This window comes from Sphaerisporangium corydalis (assembly GCF_025506355.1).
GTDB lineage: Bacteria > Actinomycetota > Actinomycetes > Streptosporangiales > Streptosporangiaceae > Sphaerisporangium > Sphaerisporangium corydalis.
Map to the genome: position 1 here is coordinate 18,367 of NZ_JANZYP010000072.1, position 14,712 is coordinate 33,078.

At 72.6% G+C, this 14,712-nt stretch carries 8 protein-coding genes; all 8 read right to left on the bottom strand.

The annotated features are described in order from the left end of the window. Positions 1-226: 226 nt before the first annotated feature. The 8 genes from pyk to lgt all read right to left on the bottom strand — a co-directional run bounded on the left by pyk (position 227) and on the right by lgt (position 14,686). Positions 227-1,657, bottom strand: a complete 1,431-nt coding sequence (gene pyk / locus NYZ98_RS34765; protein WP_262848273.1) for a pyruvate kinase — start codon at positions 1,655-1,657, stop codon at positions 227-229. A gap of 249 nt (positions 1,658-1,906) precedes the next feature. Further along, entirely contained in the window at positions 1,907-3,595 is a 1,689-nt protein-coding gene (locus NYZ98_RS34770; RefSeq protein ID WP_262848275.1) for a S8 family peptidase, read from the bottom strand. Positions 3,596-3,832: 237 nt separating this feature from the next. Beyond that, on the bottom strand, positions 3,833-5,317 hold the full coding sequence (locus tag NYZ98_RS34775; protein ID WP_262848277.1) for a glutamate synthase subunit beta: 1,485 nt from the start codon (positions 5,315-5,317) through the stop codon (positions 3,833-3,835). 14 nt (positions 5,318-5,331) lie between these two features. Further along, positions 5,332-9,846 carry a glutamate synthase large subunit gene (gene gltB, locus NYZ98_RS34780; protein WP_262848279.1) on the bottom strand — a complete coding sequence of 1,505 codons (4,515 nt, stop codon included), beginning with the start codon at positions 9,844-9,846 and terminating at the stop codon, positions 5,332-5,334. A 670-nt stretch (positions 9,847-10,516) separates the two neighbouring features. Beyond that, positions 10,517-11,167 carry a hypothetical protein gene (locus NYZ98_RS34785; RefSeq protein ID WP_262848281.1) on the bottom strand — a complete coding sequence of 217 codons (651 nt, stop codon included), beginning with the start codon at positions 11,165-11,167 and terminating at the stop codon, positions 10,517-10,519. A gap of 11 nt (positions 11,168-11,178) precedes the next feature. Further along, positions 11,179-12,387 carry a hypothetical protein gene (locus tag NYZ98_RS34790; protein WP_262848283.1) on the bottom strand — a complete coding sequence of 403 codons (1,209 nt, stop codon included), beginning with the start codon at positions 12,385-12,387 and terminating at the stop codon, positions 11,179-11,181. A gap of 287 nt (positions 12,388-12,674) precedes the next feature. Then, the gene (locus NYZ98_RS34795; protein WP_262848285.1) at positions 12,675-13,397 is read right to left on the bottom strand and encodes a VIT1/CCC1 transporter family protein; all 723 of its coding nucleotides are present in this window, start codon (positions 13,395-13,397) and stop codon (positions 12,675-12,677) included. Continuing rightward, complete coding sequence (lgt, locus tag NYZ98_RS41625) at positions 13,394-14,686, bottom strand: prolipoprotein diacylglyceryl transferase (RefSeq protein ID WP_407696440.1); 1,293 nt, start codon at positions 14,684-14,686, stop codon at positions 13,394-13,396. The genes NYZ98_RS34795 and lgt overlap by 4 nt, the downstream gene beginning before the upstream one ends. Positions 14,687-14,712 lie beyond the last annotated feature (26 nt).

A 14,712-nucleotide genomic window follows, 5' to 3' on the forward strand; every position in this document is an offset into this window, starting at 1 on the left:
AACCGGGCGTCGCCCCGGGCGGGCCGCCCCCCATGCGGCTCTTGGCGATCTCCCCACCGGACCTCTACCGACCCCGGACGACCACCCCGGCCCAGGTGAACCCGGACGACCACCCCGGCCCTGGCGATCCCGGTGGACCGGCCTGGCCTGCCGAAACGGTCCCGGACGGCCGGACGGCCACCGCCGGGGTGTCCCGGGGTGGCCGTGGCCGAGCGTGGCGGAGGGGTCAGTTGCCGCCGGCGGCCAGCGAGCCGATGGTGTGGACGCGCAGGGCGTTGGTGGAGCCGTGGCTGCCGGGAGGCGAGCCGGCGACGATGACGACCTTGTCGCCCTTCTCGTAGCGGCCGACCGACAGCAGCGCCGACTCGACCTGGCGCACCATGTCGTCGGTGTGGTGGACGAACGGCACCTCGAAGGTCTCCACGCCCCAGGTCAGGGCGAGCTGGCCGCGCACCTCCGGGGCGGAGGTGAAGGCCAGCAGCGGGATCGGGGAGCGGTAGCGGGCGAGCCGCCGCGCGGTCTCCCCCGACATGGTGAACGCGCACAGCGCCTTGGCGCCGACGATGGCCCCGACCTCGGCCGCGGCGCGGGCGATGGCGCCGCCGGTGGTCTCGGGCATCCGGTCGAAGGTGTGCGTGGCGTGGAGGGAGTCCTCCTCGGCGGCGGAGGCGATGCGGGCCATGGTCGCGACCGACTCGATCGGGTAGCTGCCCACGGAGGTCTCACCGGAGAGCATGACCGCGTCGGCGCCGTCCATGACGGCGTAGGCGACGTCGGAGACCTCGGCGCGGGTCGGGCGCTGGGCGCTCATCATGGAGTCGAGCATCTGGGTGGCCACGATGACCGGGTGGGCCTTCTCCCTGGCCAGGGCGATGGCGCGGCGCTGCACGATCGGCACCTGCTCCAGCGGGAGCTCCACGCCGAGGTCGCCGCGGGCGACCATGATGCCGTCGAACGCGTCGACGATGGCCTCCAGGCAGTCGACCGCCTGGGGCTTCTCGATCTTGGCCAGGAGCGGGAGGTGGACGCCCTCCTGGTCCATGATCTCGCGGACGATCCGCGCGTCGTCGGGGCTGCGGACGAACGACAGGGCGATCATGTCGAAGCCGGTGCGGAGGGCCCAGCGCAGGTCCTCCTCGTCCTTCTCGGTGAGGGCGGGGGCCGAGACGGCCACACCCGGCAGGTTGAGGCCCTTGTTGTCGGAGATCATGCCGCCGACGACGACGCGGGTCACGACGCGGGGGCCGTCGACCTCGGTGGCCTCGAGGACGAGGCGGCCGTCGTCGACAAGGATCTTGTCGCCCGGCCGCACGTCGCCCGGTAGGCCCTCGTACGTCGTGGAGACGATGTCCCGGTCGCCGGGGACGTCGTCGGTGGTGATCGTGAACACGTCGCCGAAGCCCAGGCGCACGGGACCCTCGGCGAAACGGCCGACACGGATCTTGGGACCCTGGAGGTCCGCGAGGACCCCGACCGCGAGGCCCAGCTCGGCGGCGGCCTCCCGCACTCGCGTGTGGACCTCCTTGTGCAGCTCGTGGCTCCCGTGGCTGAGGTTGAACCGCGCGACGTTCATCCCGGCGGCGATCAGCTCGCGCAGACGCTCCGGGGAGGAGGTGGCGGGCCCCAGTGTGCAGACAATTTTCGCTCGACGACTCACAAGTCCTACCCTAATTGGTACAGACCACTCGATGATGACGAAGTTCACAGCGCCTGGCGAATTCCAGGTGACACAAGCCTGCCATCGGGCCACCCGGGCACGTCGCCGCAGGTGGAGTGCGCCCCGTGGGCGCGGGCCACGACGAATGCGACCGGGTGCTCGGGTCCATGTTCGTGTTCGTGTGGATACCAGGATAGGTGCCCCGGCCCGGCGGGGCGCCCCCGTCGCCCAACCTGCCCGGCCCGGCGGTCAGCCCTTGGTGGTGGCGGCGCGCTCGGCGTCGACCAGGCCGTGCCCGTAGAAGCCGTTCTTGGCCGAGGAGCCCTCGCAGACGTGCGTCTCCTCGCTGACGGTGTAGGTGGTCGAGCCGGACGAGGGGCACCCGGTGTGGGTGGCCGTCGCGTACAGCAGCTTCTCCACCTTGGCGGGGCTGAGGAGCAGGCCGCCCTTGCCGGGCTTGCCGAAGCGGGCGACCAGGATGGCCGCGACGCCCGCGGCGTGCGGGGAGGCCATCGAGGTGCCCGAGAGGTACTGGTAGTACGCGCACTTGCCGCGGTGGCAGTCGCGGACCACCGAGGAGCCGACCGGTTTGCCCGAGGCGTCGATGAGCTTCTGCTTGCGCAGCGCGCTCGCGGGGGCGGCGGCGAGGATCTCCCTGGCCGTGCCCTTCAGGGACGTGCCGGCGTCGGAGGGGTCGCCGCCGGGGGCCGACAGGTCGGTCTGCTCGGTGCCGTAGTCGGAGTACCAGGCCTTGCGCTTGCTGGGGCCGACGGCGGAGACGGAGATGACGCCGCGGGACTCGGCCGGCACGTTCACGCAGGAGTTGTCGATCGTGCGCTCGCGCTCGCTGCCGGCCGGGTAGCCGGGGCTGTCCTTGTCGGTGGTCGGCTCGCCGAGGTCGGTGGAGCCGTTGCCGAGCGCGGTGATCAGCGTGACGCCGCGGGCGCGCGCGTAGTCCAGGGCGCGCTGGACGCCGGTGATGATCCCGGCCTGCTGGAGCTGCTCGGCGCGGGAGTCCGACGGGTTGTGGGCGCAGTTGAACGTCCACGGGTCGACGAAGAAGCTCATGTTGACCACGTCGATGCCCGCGTCGCCGGCGTAGGTGAGCGCGTCCAGGACCGGCTTGAGGAAGAAGAAGCCCGAGTCGGTGCCGGCCCGGATGTTGACCAGCGAGACGCCCGGGGCGACGCCCGCGACGCCGATGCCGTTGAGCGGCGAGCCGATCGTGCTGGCGACGTGCGTGCCGTGGCCCTCGTCGTCCTCGTCGGCGGGGTCCTTGCAGCCCTTGTGCTCGCAGGGGCCGTCGAGCGTCTTGCCCTTGGAGTCCTTCGGGTGGTCGACGACGAAGTTGCGGCTGAGCGCCCGGTTGAAGTTCGGCGCGATGTCGGGGTGCCGGCCGTCCACGCCGGTGTCGATGATGCCGACCAGGACCTTCTTGGTGCCGCGCGCCTTGGCGTACGAGCCGCCGGCCGTGGCGCCGATCATCTTCATGTCCCACTGCCGGCCGGACAGCGGGTCGCCGTGGCCCGCGACGGTGGCGCCGGCGGAGACGGCCTGGGCCTCGGCGGCCGATCCCCCGGCGGTCCCGGCGGCGGAGAGCGCGGTGGACGGCGCGGTGCGCTCCGCCGGGGCGGCGGCGTCCTGGGAGGTGAGGGCGGTGGCCGAGCCGATCCTGCGGTCGGCGGTCACCCCGGCGATGGACGGGCTGGTTCCGAGCCGTTCGGCGAACCCCGTGCGCGGGCCGCGGGCCAGGACGTAGCCGAGCTTGCCGTCGACCGCGCCCGCGGTGCCGCCGCCCGCCCTGATGGCGTCCAGCGCGGCGGCCTCGCCACCGGGGGCGTAGAACACCAGGTATTCGCTCGTGCCCCCGCCCGAGGGCGTGGCCTCGGCGCCGGCTCCGATCGCCGGCGAGCCCGCGGCCAGTGTGCCCGCCACCATGACCGAAATCATGGCTCCCGCCAGTCGTGTGTACCCCCGCACCATTGACCCTCTCCTCATGCCTCTGTACGACGAGGCAGCATCTTTCAGGGGATCGAGGACCAAAGCAAGTTGTCGGTGAAATCGCCCGGCAATCAATCCGTTATAGACATATATAGCGTCTTCTTTAATTAAGAAGCACTAGAACCCTACAAAAAGGACGGCGCCCCGGGTGCGGGACGCCGTCCTCGCGAGCCGTCAGAGCAGGGGCCGGGCCGTCGGCGGGATCGCGACGGGCAGGGCCGTCTGGCCGGTCAGGTAGCGGTCGGTCGCGGCGGCCGCCGAACGGCCCTCCGCGATCGCCCACACGATGAGCGACTGCCCACGACCCATGTCACCGGCGACGAACACACCATCCACGCCGGACATGTAGGACTTGTCCCGCGCGACGTTCCCCCGGGCGTCGAAGAACGAGCCGGGGTCGGCCGCCTGGGCCGCCAGGTCGGTGAGCAGCGCGCCCTTCTCCGGACCGAGGAAGCCCATCGCCAGCGTGACCAGCCCGGCCGGGATCTCCCGCTCGGTGCCGGGCACCGGCGCGAAACCCGAGCCAGGGCCCTGGACGCCGACCAGGCGCAGCGCCCGGACCCGTCCCTGGTCGTCCGCGACGAACTCGGTGGTGGAGACGGCGTACACCCGCGAGCCGCCCCCGTCCTCCAGCTCCTCGTGGGCGCTCTCCATCTTGAACAGCATTGGGTACGTCGGCCACGGCTGGGCGTCCGGCCGCGCGGCCGGGGGCTTCGGCATGATCTCCAGCTGGGTGACCGAGAGCGCGCCCTGGCGCACCGCGGTGCCCACGCAGTCGGCGCCGGTGTCACCGCCGCCGATCACCACCACGTGCTTGCCCTCGGCCGACACCGGCGAGACCGCCAGGTCGCCCTCCTGCACCTGGTTGGACAGCGGGAGGTACTCCATGGCCTGGTGGACGCCGGTGTGCTCGCGGCCCGCCACCGGCAGGTCGCGCCACGCCGTGGCCCCGCCCGACAGCACGATCGCGTCGAACTCCTCGCGCAGCCGGTCGGCGGTGATGTCGACCCCGACGTTGACGCCCGTGCGGAACTCGGTGCCCTCGGCGCGCATCTGCGCCAGGCGCCGGTCGACGTGCCGCTTCTCCATCTTGAACTCGGGGATGCCGTAGCGGAGCAGGCCGCCGATGCGGTCGGCCCGCTCGAAGACCACCACGTCGTGCCCGGCGCGGGTCAGCTGCTGCGCCGCGGCGAGCCCCGCGGGCCCCGAACCGACCACGGCGACCCGCTTGCCGGTCCTGGTCGCCGGCGGCTGGGGGGTGACCCATCCCTCGGCGAACGCCCGGTCGATGATCTCCACCTCGACGCGCTTGATGGCCACCGGCTCGGCGTTGATCCCGAGCACGCAGGCCGCCTCGCACGGGGCCGGGCACAGCCGGCCGGTGAACTCGGGGAAGTTGTTCGTGGCGTGCAGCCGCTCGGCGGCCTCGCGCCAGTCGTCCCGGTACACCAGGTCGTTCCACTCGGGGATGAGGTTCCCGAGCGGGCAGCCGTTGTGGCAGAACGGGATGCCGCAGTCCATGCACCGCGCGGCCTGGTCGGTCAGGGCGGCCTTCGGGAAGTCCTCGTACACCTCCCGCCAGTCGCGGATGCGCACGTCGACAGGGCGGCGCGCCGGCAGCTCACGCGCGTGCGTCAGAAACCCCTTGGGGTCGGCCATCGGTGAAACCTCCCTTAACCGTGTACGGCGGCCATGACCGCCTCGTCGATGTCCCGGCCCTCGGCGCGCGCGGCCTCGGCGGCCCTGAGCACCCGTTTGTAGTCGATCGGCATGACCTTGCCGAAGCGGGTCAGCGTGCCGTCCCAGTCGTCCAGCAGCGCCTTGGCGACCGTGGAGCCGGTCTCCGCGAGGTGCCGCTCGACGATGTCCCGCAGGAACTCCGAGTCCCCCTCGGTCAGCCCCTCGACGTCGACCATCTCCCGGTTGACCCGGGCGGGGTTCAGGTCGAGCACGTAGGCGATGCCGCCCGACATGCCCGCCGCGAAGTTGCGCCCGGTCGGGCCGAGCACGACCGCCCGGCCGCCGGTCATGTACTCGCAGCCGTGGTCGCCCACGCCCTCCACCACGGCGGTGGCACCGGAGTTGCGCACGCAGAACCGCTCGCCCACCACGCCCCGGATGAACACCTCGCCGGAGGTCGCCCCGTACAGGCCGACGTTCCCGGCGATGACCTGGGTCTCGGCGCTGAACGGCGCGTCGGGGTGCGGGCGCACGGTGACGCGCCCGCCCGACAGGCCCTTGGCCAGGTAGTCGTTGGCGTCGCCGGTGAGCCGCAGGGTGATGCCCTTCGGCACGAACGCGCCGAGGGAGTTGCCCGCCGACCCGGTCAGGCTGACGTCGATCGTGTTGTCGGGCAGGCCCTCGCCGCCGTACCGCCGGGTCACCTGGTGGCCGAGCATCGTGCCGACCGTGCGGTTGACGTTGCGGATCGGCAGGTCCAGCGTGACCCGGTCGCCGTACTTCAGCGCGCCCTCGGCGAGCTGGATCAGCGTGTTGTCCAGCGCCTTGTCCAGCCCGTGGTCCTGGGCGACCGTGCGGTGCAGCGGCGTGCCCTCGGGCAGCGAGGGCACGTGCAGGATCGGGGACAGGTCGAGGCCCGCCGCCTTCCAGTGGTCCTCTGCGGCCTCGGTGTCCAGGAACTCGGCGTGGCCGACGGCCTCCTCGATCGAGCGGAAACCCAGCTCGGCCAGGTACTCCCGGACCTCCTGGGCGACGAACTCGAAGAAGTTGACCACGAACTCCGGCTTGCCGGTGAACCGCTTGCGCAGCTCGGGGTTCTGCGTGGCGACGCCGACCGGGCAGGTGTCCAGGTGGCAGACGCGCATCATCACGCAGCCGGACACCACCAGGGGCGCGGTCGCGAAACCGAACTCCTCGGCGCCGAGCAGCGCGGCGATGATCACGTCGCGACCGGTCTTGAGCTGGCCGTCGGCCTGCACGACGATGCGGTCCCGCAGGCCGTTGAGCAGCAGGGTCTGCTGGGTCTCGGCCAGGCCGAGCTCCCACGGGGTGCCCGCGTGCTTGATCGAGGTCAGCGGGGAGGCGCCGGTGCCGCCGTCATGGCCGGAGATCAGCACGACGTCGGCGTGGGCCTTGCTGACCCCGGCCGCCACCGTCCCGACCCCGACCTCCGCGACGAGCTTCACGTGGACGCGCGCCTCGGGGTTGCCGTTCTTCAGGTCGTGGATGAGCTGGGCCAGGTCCTCGATCGAGTAGATGTCGTGGTGCGGCGGCGGCGAGATGAGGCCGACGCCCGGGGTGGAGTGCCGGGTCTTGGCGATCCACGGGTACACCTTGTGGCCCGGGAGCTGGCCGCCCTCGCCGGGCTTGGCGCCCTGGGCCATCTTGATCTGCAGGTCGGTCGCGTTCACCAGGTACTCGCTGGTCACTCCGAACCGGCCCGAGGCCACCTGCTTGATCGCCGAGCGGCGCACCGGGTCGTGGAGGCGGTCGGGGTCCTCGCCGCCCTCACCGGTGTTGGACTTGGCGCCCAGCCGGTTCATGGCGATCGCGATGGTCTCGTGGGCCTCCTGCGAGATCGACCCGTAGGACATCGCGCCGGTGGAGAAGCGCTTGACGATGCTCTCGACCGGCTCGACCTCCTCGATCGGGACCGCCGGGCGCACGCCGCCGCGCAGCCGGAACAGGCCACGCAGCGTCATCAGCTTCTCGGCCTGCGAGTCGACCAGCCCGGTGTACTGCTTGAAGATCTCGTACCGCCGGGTGCGGGTGGCATGCTGCAGCCTGAACACCGTCTCGGGGTTGAACAGATGAGGCTCGCCCTCGCGGCGCCACTGGTACTCGCCGCCGACCTCCAGCCGCCGGTGGGCGTTCTCGGCGCGCGGGTAGGCCCGCAGGTGGCGCAGGGCCACCTCCTGGGCGAGCACGCCGAAGCCGACGCCGCCCAGGCGCGAGGTGGTGCCCACGAAGCAGGCGTCGATGACGTCCTGGCCCAGGCCGAGCGCCTCGAAGATCTGCGCGCCGGTGTAGGAGGCCACCGTCGACACGCCCATCTTGGACATGATCTTCAGGACGCCCTTGCCGTACGCCTTGATCAGGTTGCGCACGGCGGCACGCGGGTCCATGCCGAGCGCGCCGGTGGCGACCATGTCCTCGATGGTCTCGATCGCCAGGTAGGGGTTCACGGCCGAGGCGCCGTACCCGATCAGCAGCGCCATGTGGTGGCACTCGCGCGCCTCGCCGGTCTCGATGACCAGGCCCACGCGGGTGCGGGACTTCTCGTGGATCAGGTGGTGGTGCACCGCGCCGGTCAGCATCAGCGACGGGATCGGCGCCATGCGGGCGTCGGAGCCCCGGTCGGACAGCACGATGATGCGGGCGCCGCCGGCGATGGCCCGCGAGACCTCCGCGCAGATCTCCTCCAGCCGGTGCAGCAGCCCCTCGCCGCCGCCGGCCACGTCGTACAGGCCGGGCACGACGTGCGGCTGGAAGCCGGGCAGGGCGCTCTCGTCGTTGATGTGGATCATCTTGGCGAGCTCGTCGTTGTCGATCACCGGGTACGGGAGCACCAGCCGCCGGCAGGACGCCGGTCCCGGGGCCAGCAGGTTGCCCTCGGGGCCGATGGTCGTCTGCAGGGAGGTGACCAGCTCTTCGCGGATCGCGTCCAGCGGCGGGTTGGTCACCTGGGCGAAGAGCTGGCTGAAGTAGTCGAACAGCAGCCGGGGCTTCTCGCTCAGCACCGCGACCGGGGAGTCGGTGCCCATGGAGCCGATCGGCTCGGCGCCGGCCCTGGCCATGGGGGCCAGGATGACGCGCAGCTCCTCCTCGGTGTAGCCGAAGGTCTGCTGGCGCTTCACCAGGGCCTCGTGGGTGACCAGCGGGCGCTGCCGCTCCGGCAGCTCCTCGAAGCGCACGAGCCCGGCGTGCAGCCACTCGCCGTACGGCTGGGCGGCGGCCAGCTCGGCCTTGACCTGGTCATCCTCGATGATCTTGCCGAGCTCGGTGTCGACCAGGAACATCTTGCCGGGCTGGAGGCGGCCCTTGCGGACGACCTTGGACGGCTCGATGTCGAGCACGCCGGCCTCCGAGGCCAGCACGACCAGGCCGTCCTCGGTCACCCAGAAGCGGCCCGGGCGCAGGCCGTTGCGGTCGAGGACCGCGCCGACCAGGGTGCCGTCGCTGAAGGTGATCGACGCCGGTCCGTCCCACGCCTCCATGGAGGTGGAGTGGTACTCGTAGAAGGCCCGCCGCGCGGGGTCCATCTCGGTGTGGTTCTCCCACGCCTCGGGGATCATCATCAGCACGGCGTGCGGCAGGCTACGGCCGCCGAGGTGCAGCAGCTCCAGGCACTCGTCGAAGGACGCCGTGTCGGAGGCGTCGGGGTCGCAGATCGGGAAGAGCCGCGCCATGTCGCCCGGGATCAGGTCGGTGGCCAGCATCGCCTCGCGGGCGCGCATCCAGTTGCGGTTGCCCTTGACGGTGTTGATCTCGCCGTTGTGCGCGACGTACCGGTAGGGGTGCGCCAGCGGCCACGACGGGAAGGTGTTGGTGGAGAAACGCGAGTGCACCAGGGCGATCGCGCTCTCGTACCTGTCGTCGGACAGGTCGGGGAAGAAGGGCTCCAGCTGCGGGGTGGTCAGCATGCCCTTGTACACCAGGGTCCGCGAGGACAGCGAGGAGAAGTAGACGTCGACCTCGTGCTCGGCCCGCTTGCGCAGGCAGAAGACCAGGCGGTCGAGCTCCAGGCCGGACTCCCCGCCCGGTGAGGACAGGAAGAGCTGGTGGAACGACGGCATGACGGCGCGGGCGCTCGGCCCGGCGTGCGCGGTGTCGACGGGCACCTCGCGCCACCCGAGGACCGTCAGGCCCTCCTCGGCGGCGATCTCCTCGATCATCCCGACGCCGATCGCGCGCGCCTGCCCGTCCAGCGGGAGGAACGCGATGCCGGCGGCGTAGGAGCCGGCCGGGGGCAGCGGGAAGCCGACGGACGCACGGAGGAACGCGTCGGGGATCTGCGTCAGGATTCCTGCGCCATCTCCGGTGTCCGGTTCGCTACCCTTGGCCCCTCGGTGATCCAGGTTGCACAGTGCCGTCAGGGCCTTCGCGACGATGTCGTGGCTGCGGCGCCCGGCGACATCGGCCACCATCGCGACTCCGCACGCGTCGTGCTCCTGCGAAGGGTGGTATAGGCCCTGGGGCTCGGGGAACCCGAGGTGGGCAGCAGGCATTGAATCCCTCCCGTCGTCTTCGTCTGCTTCGTCTGGCTTGGCGATTGCAGGCAAGAGGGACGACGTTGGCCCTGCTGCTGTTAGGTGTGTAGAGACTACCGCACCATGCCGGAATAGTGCCCGCCAGGTTGGTATCGCGAACATTCGTCATCCATGTGCGGCACCTCCGGGCGCGTGGTCATGAGGTTCCGGGCCGTAGTCGGAGAACGACCCTTCGCGGGACGTTATTCCTGCCCGAAACCAGCAGAGATCACGCATCTCAGCACCAAGAGTCAAGGCCGTGTCAAGAAAACCCCTGCCCGCCCGCCCACCGACCACGAGAACCGCCCGCCCGGCCGGGCACCGGCCGCGAGAACCGTCGCACCCGGCCGGGCGCCGGTCATGATGACCGCCCCGCCCTGCCGGTCGCCGGCGCGCGACCGTATCCCACCGCCCCCACACCGCCCCCCTGTCCTGCGGCCACCCACCCCGAGCGCCTTCCCCGCCGACCCCGACAACGCGCCATCGATCGGCCACCGACCCCTAGGACCCCGAGCGCCATCCGATCAGCCGCCGACCGCGAAGACCTCAGGGCCCCTGTGCGGCCGGTCGCCCGCCGCGAGGACCCGCCCGTCCGGTCGTCCCCACGCTGTCCGATCAGCCACCGACCCCGAGGGCCCGTCCTGGCCGGTCAGTCGCCGGCTTCGAGGACGCGGCGCTGGACGAAGCCGCCGAGTGACTCCAGGGCGATCTGGGGGTAGGTCAGGTCGGGCGCTCCCGCTTCGCCCACCGGGCCCACCCAGTTCACGACGGCGAAGTGGCCGAGGGCCCGCGCCTCGGCCCGGCTGCGGCCGGCGTCGAAGGACGGCGGCTGGCCGGGCGCCAGCCGCAGGAAGCCGCCGCCCGCCTTGGGGTCCAGGGCCGCCACCAGCCGGTCGGCGGCGGCGCCGTCGGCCATGTCGAACACGGTGTACTGGCCGCTGACCCCGCCGTCTGAGGTGGTGAAGCTCGCCCGGACGACCTGGGCGCACCCGGCGGCGGCGCCCGCGGGGCCGCTCCCCCACACCGCCGACGCGCAGTCGCCCGACGTCGTGACCTGACCACGTTCCATGATCACGCCCGACGAGGCGGGCCGCAGGCCGGGCGCGGCCACCTCCTGCCCGGTCAGCGGCCGGGGGTCGGCCGCGCGGGTGGCGATGGGGGCGTAGAGCGCGGAGGTGCGTTCGCCGTGGAACACGGCCGGGCTCGGGCCCGTCTCCGGCCGGGTGACGGCGAACACGGCCCCCGCCGCCCCGGCGAGCACGCCTGCGACCGCGAGGGCGATCCACGTACGGCTGGGCATGACGACCGACCCTACTTGGCCGGAGGGGTCTCGGGGCCGGTCACGGCGACGACACGGCGGAAGATGGCCTTCTCCGCGCCCCGCACGGCCAAGGTCAGCGACACGAAGTCGTCCTTGGGCCCCGGCTCCTGGCCGTCGAGCCTGCCGACCCAGACGAACCCGGCGTAGTGCCCCATGGCGTGGCCGCTGGCCTCGGTGTAGCCGTCGGTCACGAACGACGCGGACGGCGACTCCAGCGGGCGGATCCAGCCGCCTCCCCGGTAGAGGGTGGCCATCTCCTGGACGAACCGTTCGGCGTCCGCCTGCCCGGCCAGGTTGAACAGGGTGTACTGGGCGACGTACCGGCGGTCGGCGCTGAGGTAGAGCCCGCGGACCGCCTGGGTGCAGCCGGTCGTGGCGAGCTTGGCGAGCACCTCGCCGCCCCACATGACCTGGGCGCAGGCGCCGTCCAGGCGGCGGCCGAGCAGTTTGAGGGTCAGCTTGCCGCTCTTGAGGGTCTTGGTCCCGAAGACCTCCTCGGCCTTCAGCCCGGTCGCGTCGGCCTTGCGGTCGGCGAGCGGGGCGAAGAGCTTGGGTGAGGGCCAGGCCTGGTACTCGTCGGGGTGGGGCAGGCCGATCGAGTCGGCCGCCGAACCCTGCTCGGAGGCGGGGGCGGACACGCCGAGGGTGCTGACGATGGCGGTGAGCCCGAAACCGCCGAGCAGCACGACCAGCACCGTGCCGACGGCGAACAGGATCCGCTGCTGGCGTTCGGTGAGCCCGCGTTCGGACAGCGCCTCGACCTCGAACGACGCCCGGCGCCGCTTACTCTTCCCACCCCGCTCCGCCACCACCTCACCCTCCGGCGCCCCCGGCCCACCCTCCGGCCCGGCACCGCTCCTCATGGCCTCGCCCTCGGGCACGGCCGGGGCCCACATGGCCTCATCCTGGGGCGCGGCCGGGCCCCACATGCCCTCGCCCACCGGCGCGGCCGGACGCCACATGGCCTCGCCCTCCGGCGCGGGCGGGCCCCACATGGCCTCGTCCTGGGGCACGGCCGGGCGCCGCATGGGCTCGTCCCCGCGTCCCGGCGGGGCCCCGGCCTGGGGCGCGGCGCGGCGCCGCTTGGTCTCTCCCCCGCGTACGGGCGGGGCCTGGGGCGCGGCCCGGCGCCGTTCGCTCTCGCCACCGCCTCCCGGTGGAACCTGCCCCTGCGGCGCGGCCCGGCGCCTCTTGCTCACGCGTCCTGGTGGGACCTCACCCTCGGGTGCCGCCCGGCGCCGCTTGCTCACGCCACCCCGATCCGGCGGGACCTCGCCCTCGGGTGCGGCCCCGCGCCTCTCGCCCCCGCGTACGGGCGGGACCCCGGGCTGGGGTGCGGGCCGGCGGTGTTCGTTCTCGTCTCCGCGTCCCGGTGGGACCTCGCCCTCGGGTGCGGGCCGGCGGCGTTTGCTCACGCCGCCGCGCTCGGGCGGGGTCTCCCCTTCGGGCGGGACCCGGCGCCGTCTGCCCTCGCCGCCGCGGGCGCTCACAGGCCGCCGGCGCCAAGGAGCGAGCCGAGCCCGAACGTCAGCGCGCCGGCCAGGGCGCCCACGGCGAGCTGGCGGAACCCGGAGAACCACCAGCTCCTGGCCGTCACCCGGGACACGATCGCCCCGGCCACGAACAGCGCGAGCATCGACACGGCCGCCGAGAACCACAGGAGCGTGGCCCCGACGAGGTAGGGCACCAGCGGGATGATCGCCCCGACGCTGAACGACAGGAACGAGGAGATGGCGGCGAGCCGGGGCGCGGGCAGGTCGCCGGGGTCCAGGCCGAGCTCCTCGCGGGTGTGCACCTCAAGGGCCTGGACCGGGTCGCGGGAGATCTGCCTGGCCACCTCGGCGGCGAGGCCGGACTCGACCCCGCGACCCTCGAACTGCCGGGCCAGCTCAAGCTCCTCCGCCTGGGCGTTGTTCGCCAGCTCGGCGCGCTCGATGTCGATCTCGGCCAGTGCGAGCTCGCGCTGGCTGGCCACCGACACGTACTCGCCGCCGGCCATCGAGAACGCGCCGGCGGCGAGCCCGGCGACGCCCGCCAGGGAGACGACCTTGACGCTGGCGGTGCCGCCGGCGACGCCGGCGATGAGGGCGAAGTTCGACACCAGACCGTCCATGGCACCGAAGACGGCGGGGCGGAGCCACCCGCCGTTCACGTCACGGTGCTTGTGGTGGATCTCGGCGCGCCCCCCCGAGGAGCCGCCCTGGTTCATCGTGAATTCGCCTCCGAAGGGTCGGCCTGACCGGCGGAATGCGCAGGGTCGGCCGTCTCGCCGTCACCCAGGACCGGGTCCTGACCAGATCCGGGGCCGGCCGTCTCCCCCGGGTCCGCCTGACCGGCGGAATGCGCAGGGTCGGCCGTCTCGCCCTCGCCCAGAACCGGGTCCTGACCAGATCCGGGGCCGGCCGTCTCCCCCGGGTCCGCCTGACCGGCGGAATGCGCAGGGTCGGCCGTCTCGCCCTCGCCCAGAACCGGGTCCTGACCGGGGGTGGGATCGGCCGCCTCGCCCGGGTCGGCCTGGTCCGCGGGGTGGGCCGGATCGGCTCCTGGGCCCTCCTCCGTCGCGGCCAGGGTGGCGGTGCGCTCAGGATCGGTGGACGTCTCAGGGTCGGTGGACGTCTCGGCGAGCTCGTGGTCGTCGGCCAGGCCGGCGGGGTGCGCCGGGTCGGAGCCGTCGCCGTGCCGGGCCACCACGATCTCCTCGGTCGTCTTGTCCCGGGTCACCCAGAAGTAGATCAGGGCGCCGACGAAGATGACCACGGAGGTCCACTGGTTCAGCCGCAGGCCGAGGATGTGGTGGGCGGGGTCGACCCGCATGCCCTCGATCCAGAAGCGGCCCAGCGTGTAGCCCGCGACGTACAGGGCGAACAGCCGGGCGTGCCGCAGCCCGTACCGCCGCCCGGCCCAGATGAGCACGACGGCCAGGGCCAGGTCCCACAGGGACTCGTACAGGAACGTCGGGTGGTAGGTCGCCTCGCCGGGGATCGTGCCGGGACGGCCCGGATCGATCTCCAGCCCCCACGGCAGGTTGGTGGGGCCGCCGAACAACTCCTGGTTGAAGTAGTTGCCCCAGCGGCCGATGGCCTGCGCCACCGCGATGCCGGGCGCGACGGTGTCGGCCACCGCCGACAGCGACAGGCCGCGCCGGCGGCAGGCGATCCACACGCCGACGCCGCCGAGCGCGACCGCGCCCCAGATGCCGAGCCCGCCGTGCCAGATGTACAGCGCGTCGATCGGCCGGTTCGGGGCGTCGGGCCCGAAGTAGAGCTGCCAGTCGGTGATGACGTGGTACAGCCGCCCGCCGACCAGGCCGAACGGCACGGCCCAGACGGCGAGGTCGGTGATCGTGCCGGGCTCGCCGCCGCGGGCGCGCCAGCGGCGTTCACCCATCCAGACGGCGACGACGACGCCGAGCACGATGCAGAAAGCGTAGGCCCGCAGAGGGATCGGTCCGAGGTACCAGACACCTTCCGACGGGCTGGGAAAGGAGGCCAAGGGCATGTCAGGTGACGTTACCGGTTCCTGGC

Excerpts from the sequence above, each read along its gene's own strand:
- NYZ98_RS34770 (WP_262848275.1), bottom strand. The coding sequence starts at position 3,595 with ATGGTGGCGGGCACACTGGCCGCGGGCTCGCCGGCGATCGGAGCCGGC.
- NYZ98_RS34775 (WP_262848277.1), bottom strand. The coding sequence starts at position 5,317 with ATGGCCGACCCCAAGGGGTTTCTGACGCACGCGCGTGAGCTGCCGGCG.
- gltB (WP_262848279.1), bottom strand. The coding sequence starts at position 9,846 with ATGCCTGCTGCCCACCTCGGGTTCCCCGAGCCCCAGGGCCTATACCAC.
- NYZ98_RS34785 (WP_262848281.1), bottom strand. The coding sequence starts at position 11,167 with ATGCCCAGCCGTACGTGGATCGCCCTCGCGGTCGCAGGCGTGCTCGCC.
- NYZ98_RS34795 (WP_262848285.1), bottom strand. The coding sequence starts at position 13,397 with ATGAACCAGGGCGGCTCCTCGGGGGGGCGCGCCGAGATCCACCACAAG.
- lgt (WP_407696440.1), bottom strand. The coding sequence starts at position 14,686 with ATGCCCTTGGCCTCCTTTCCCAGCCCGTCGGAAGGTGTCTGGTACCTC.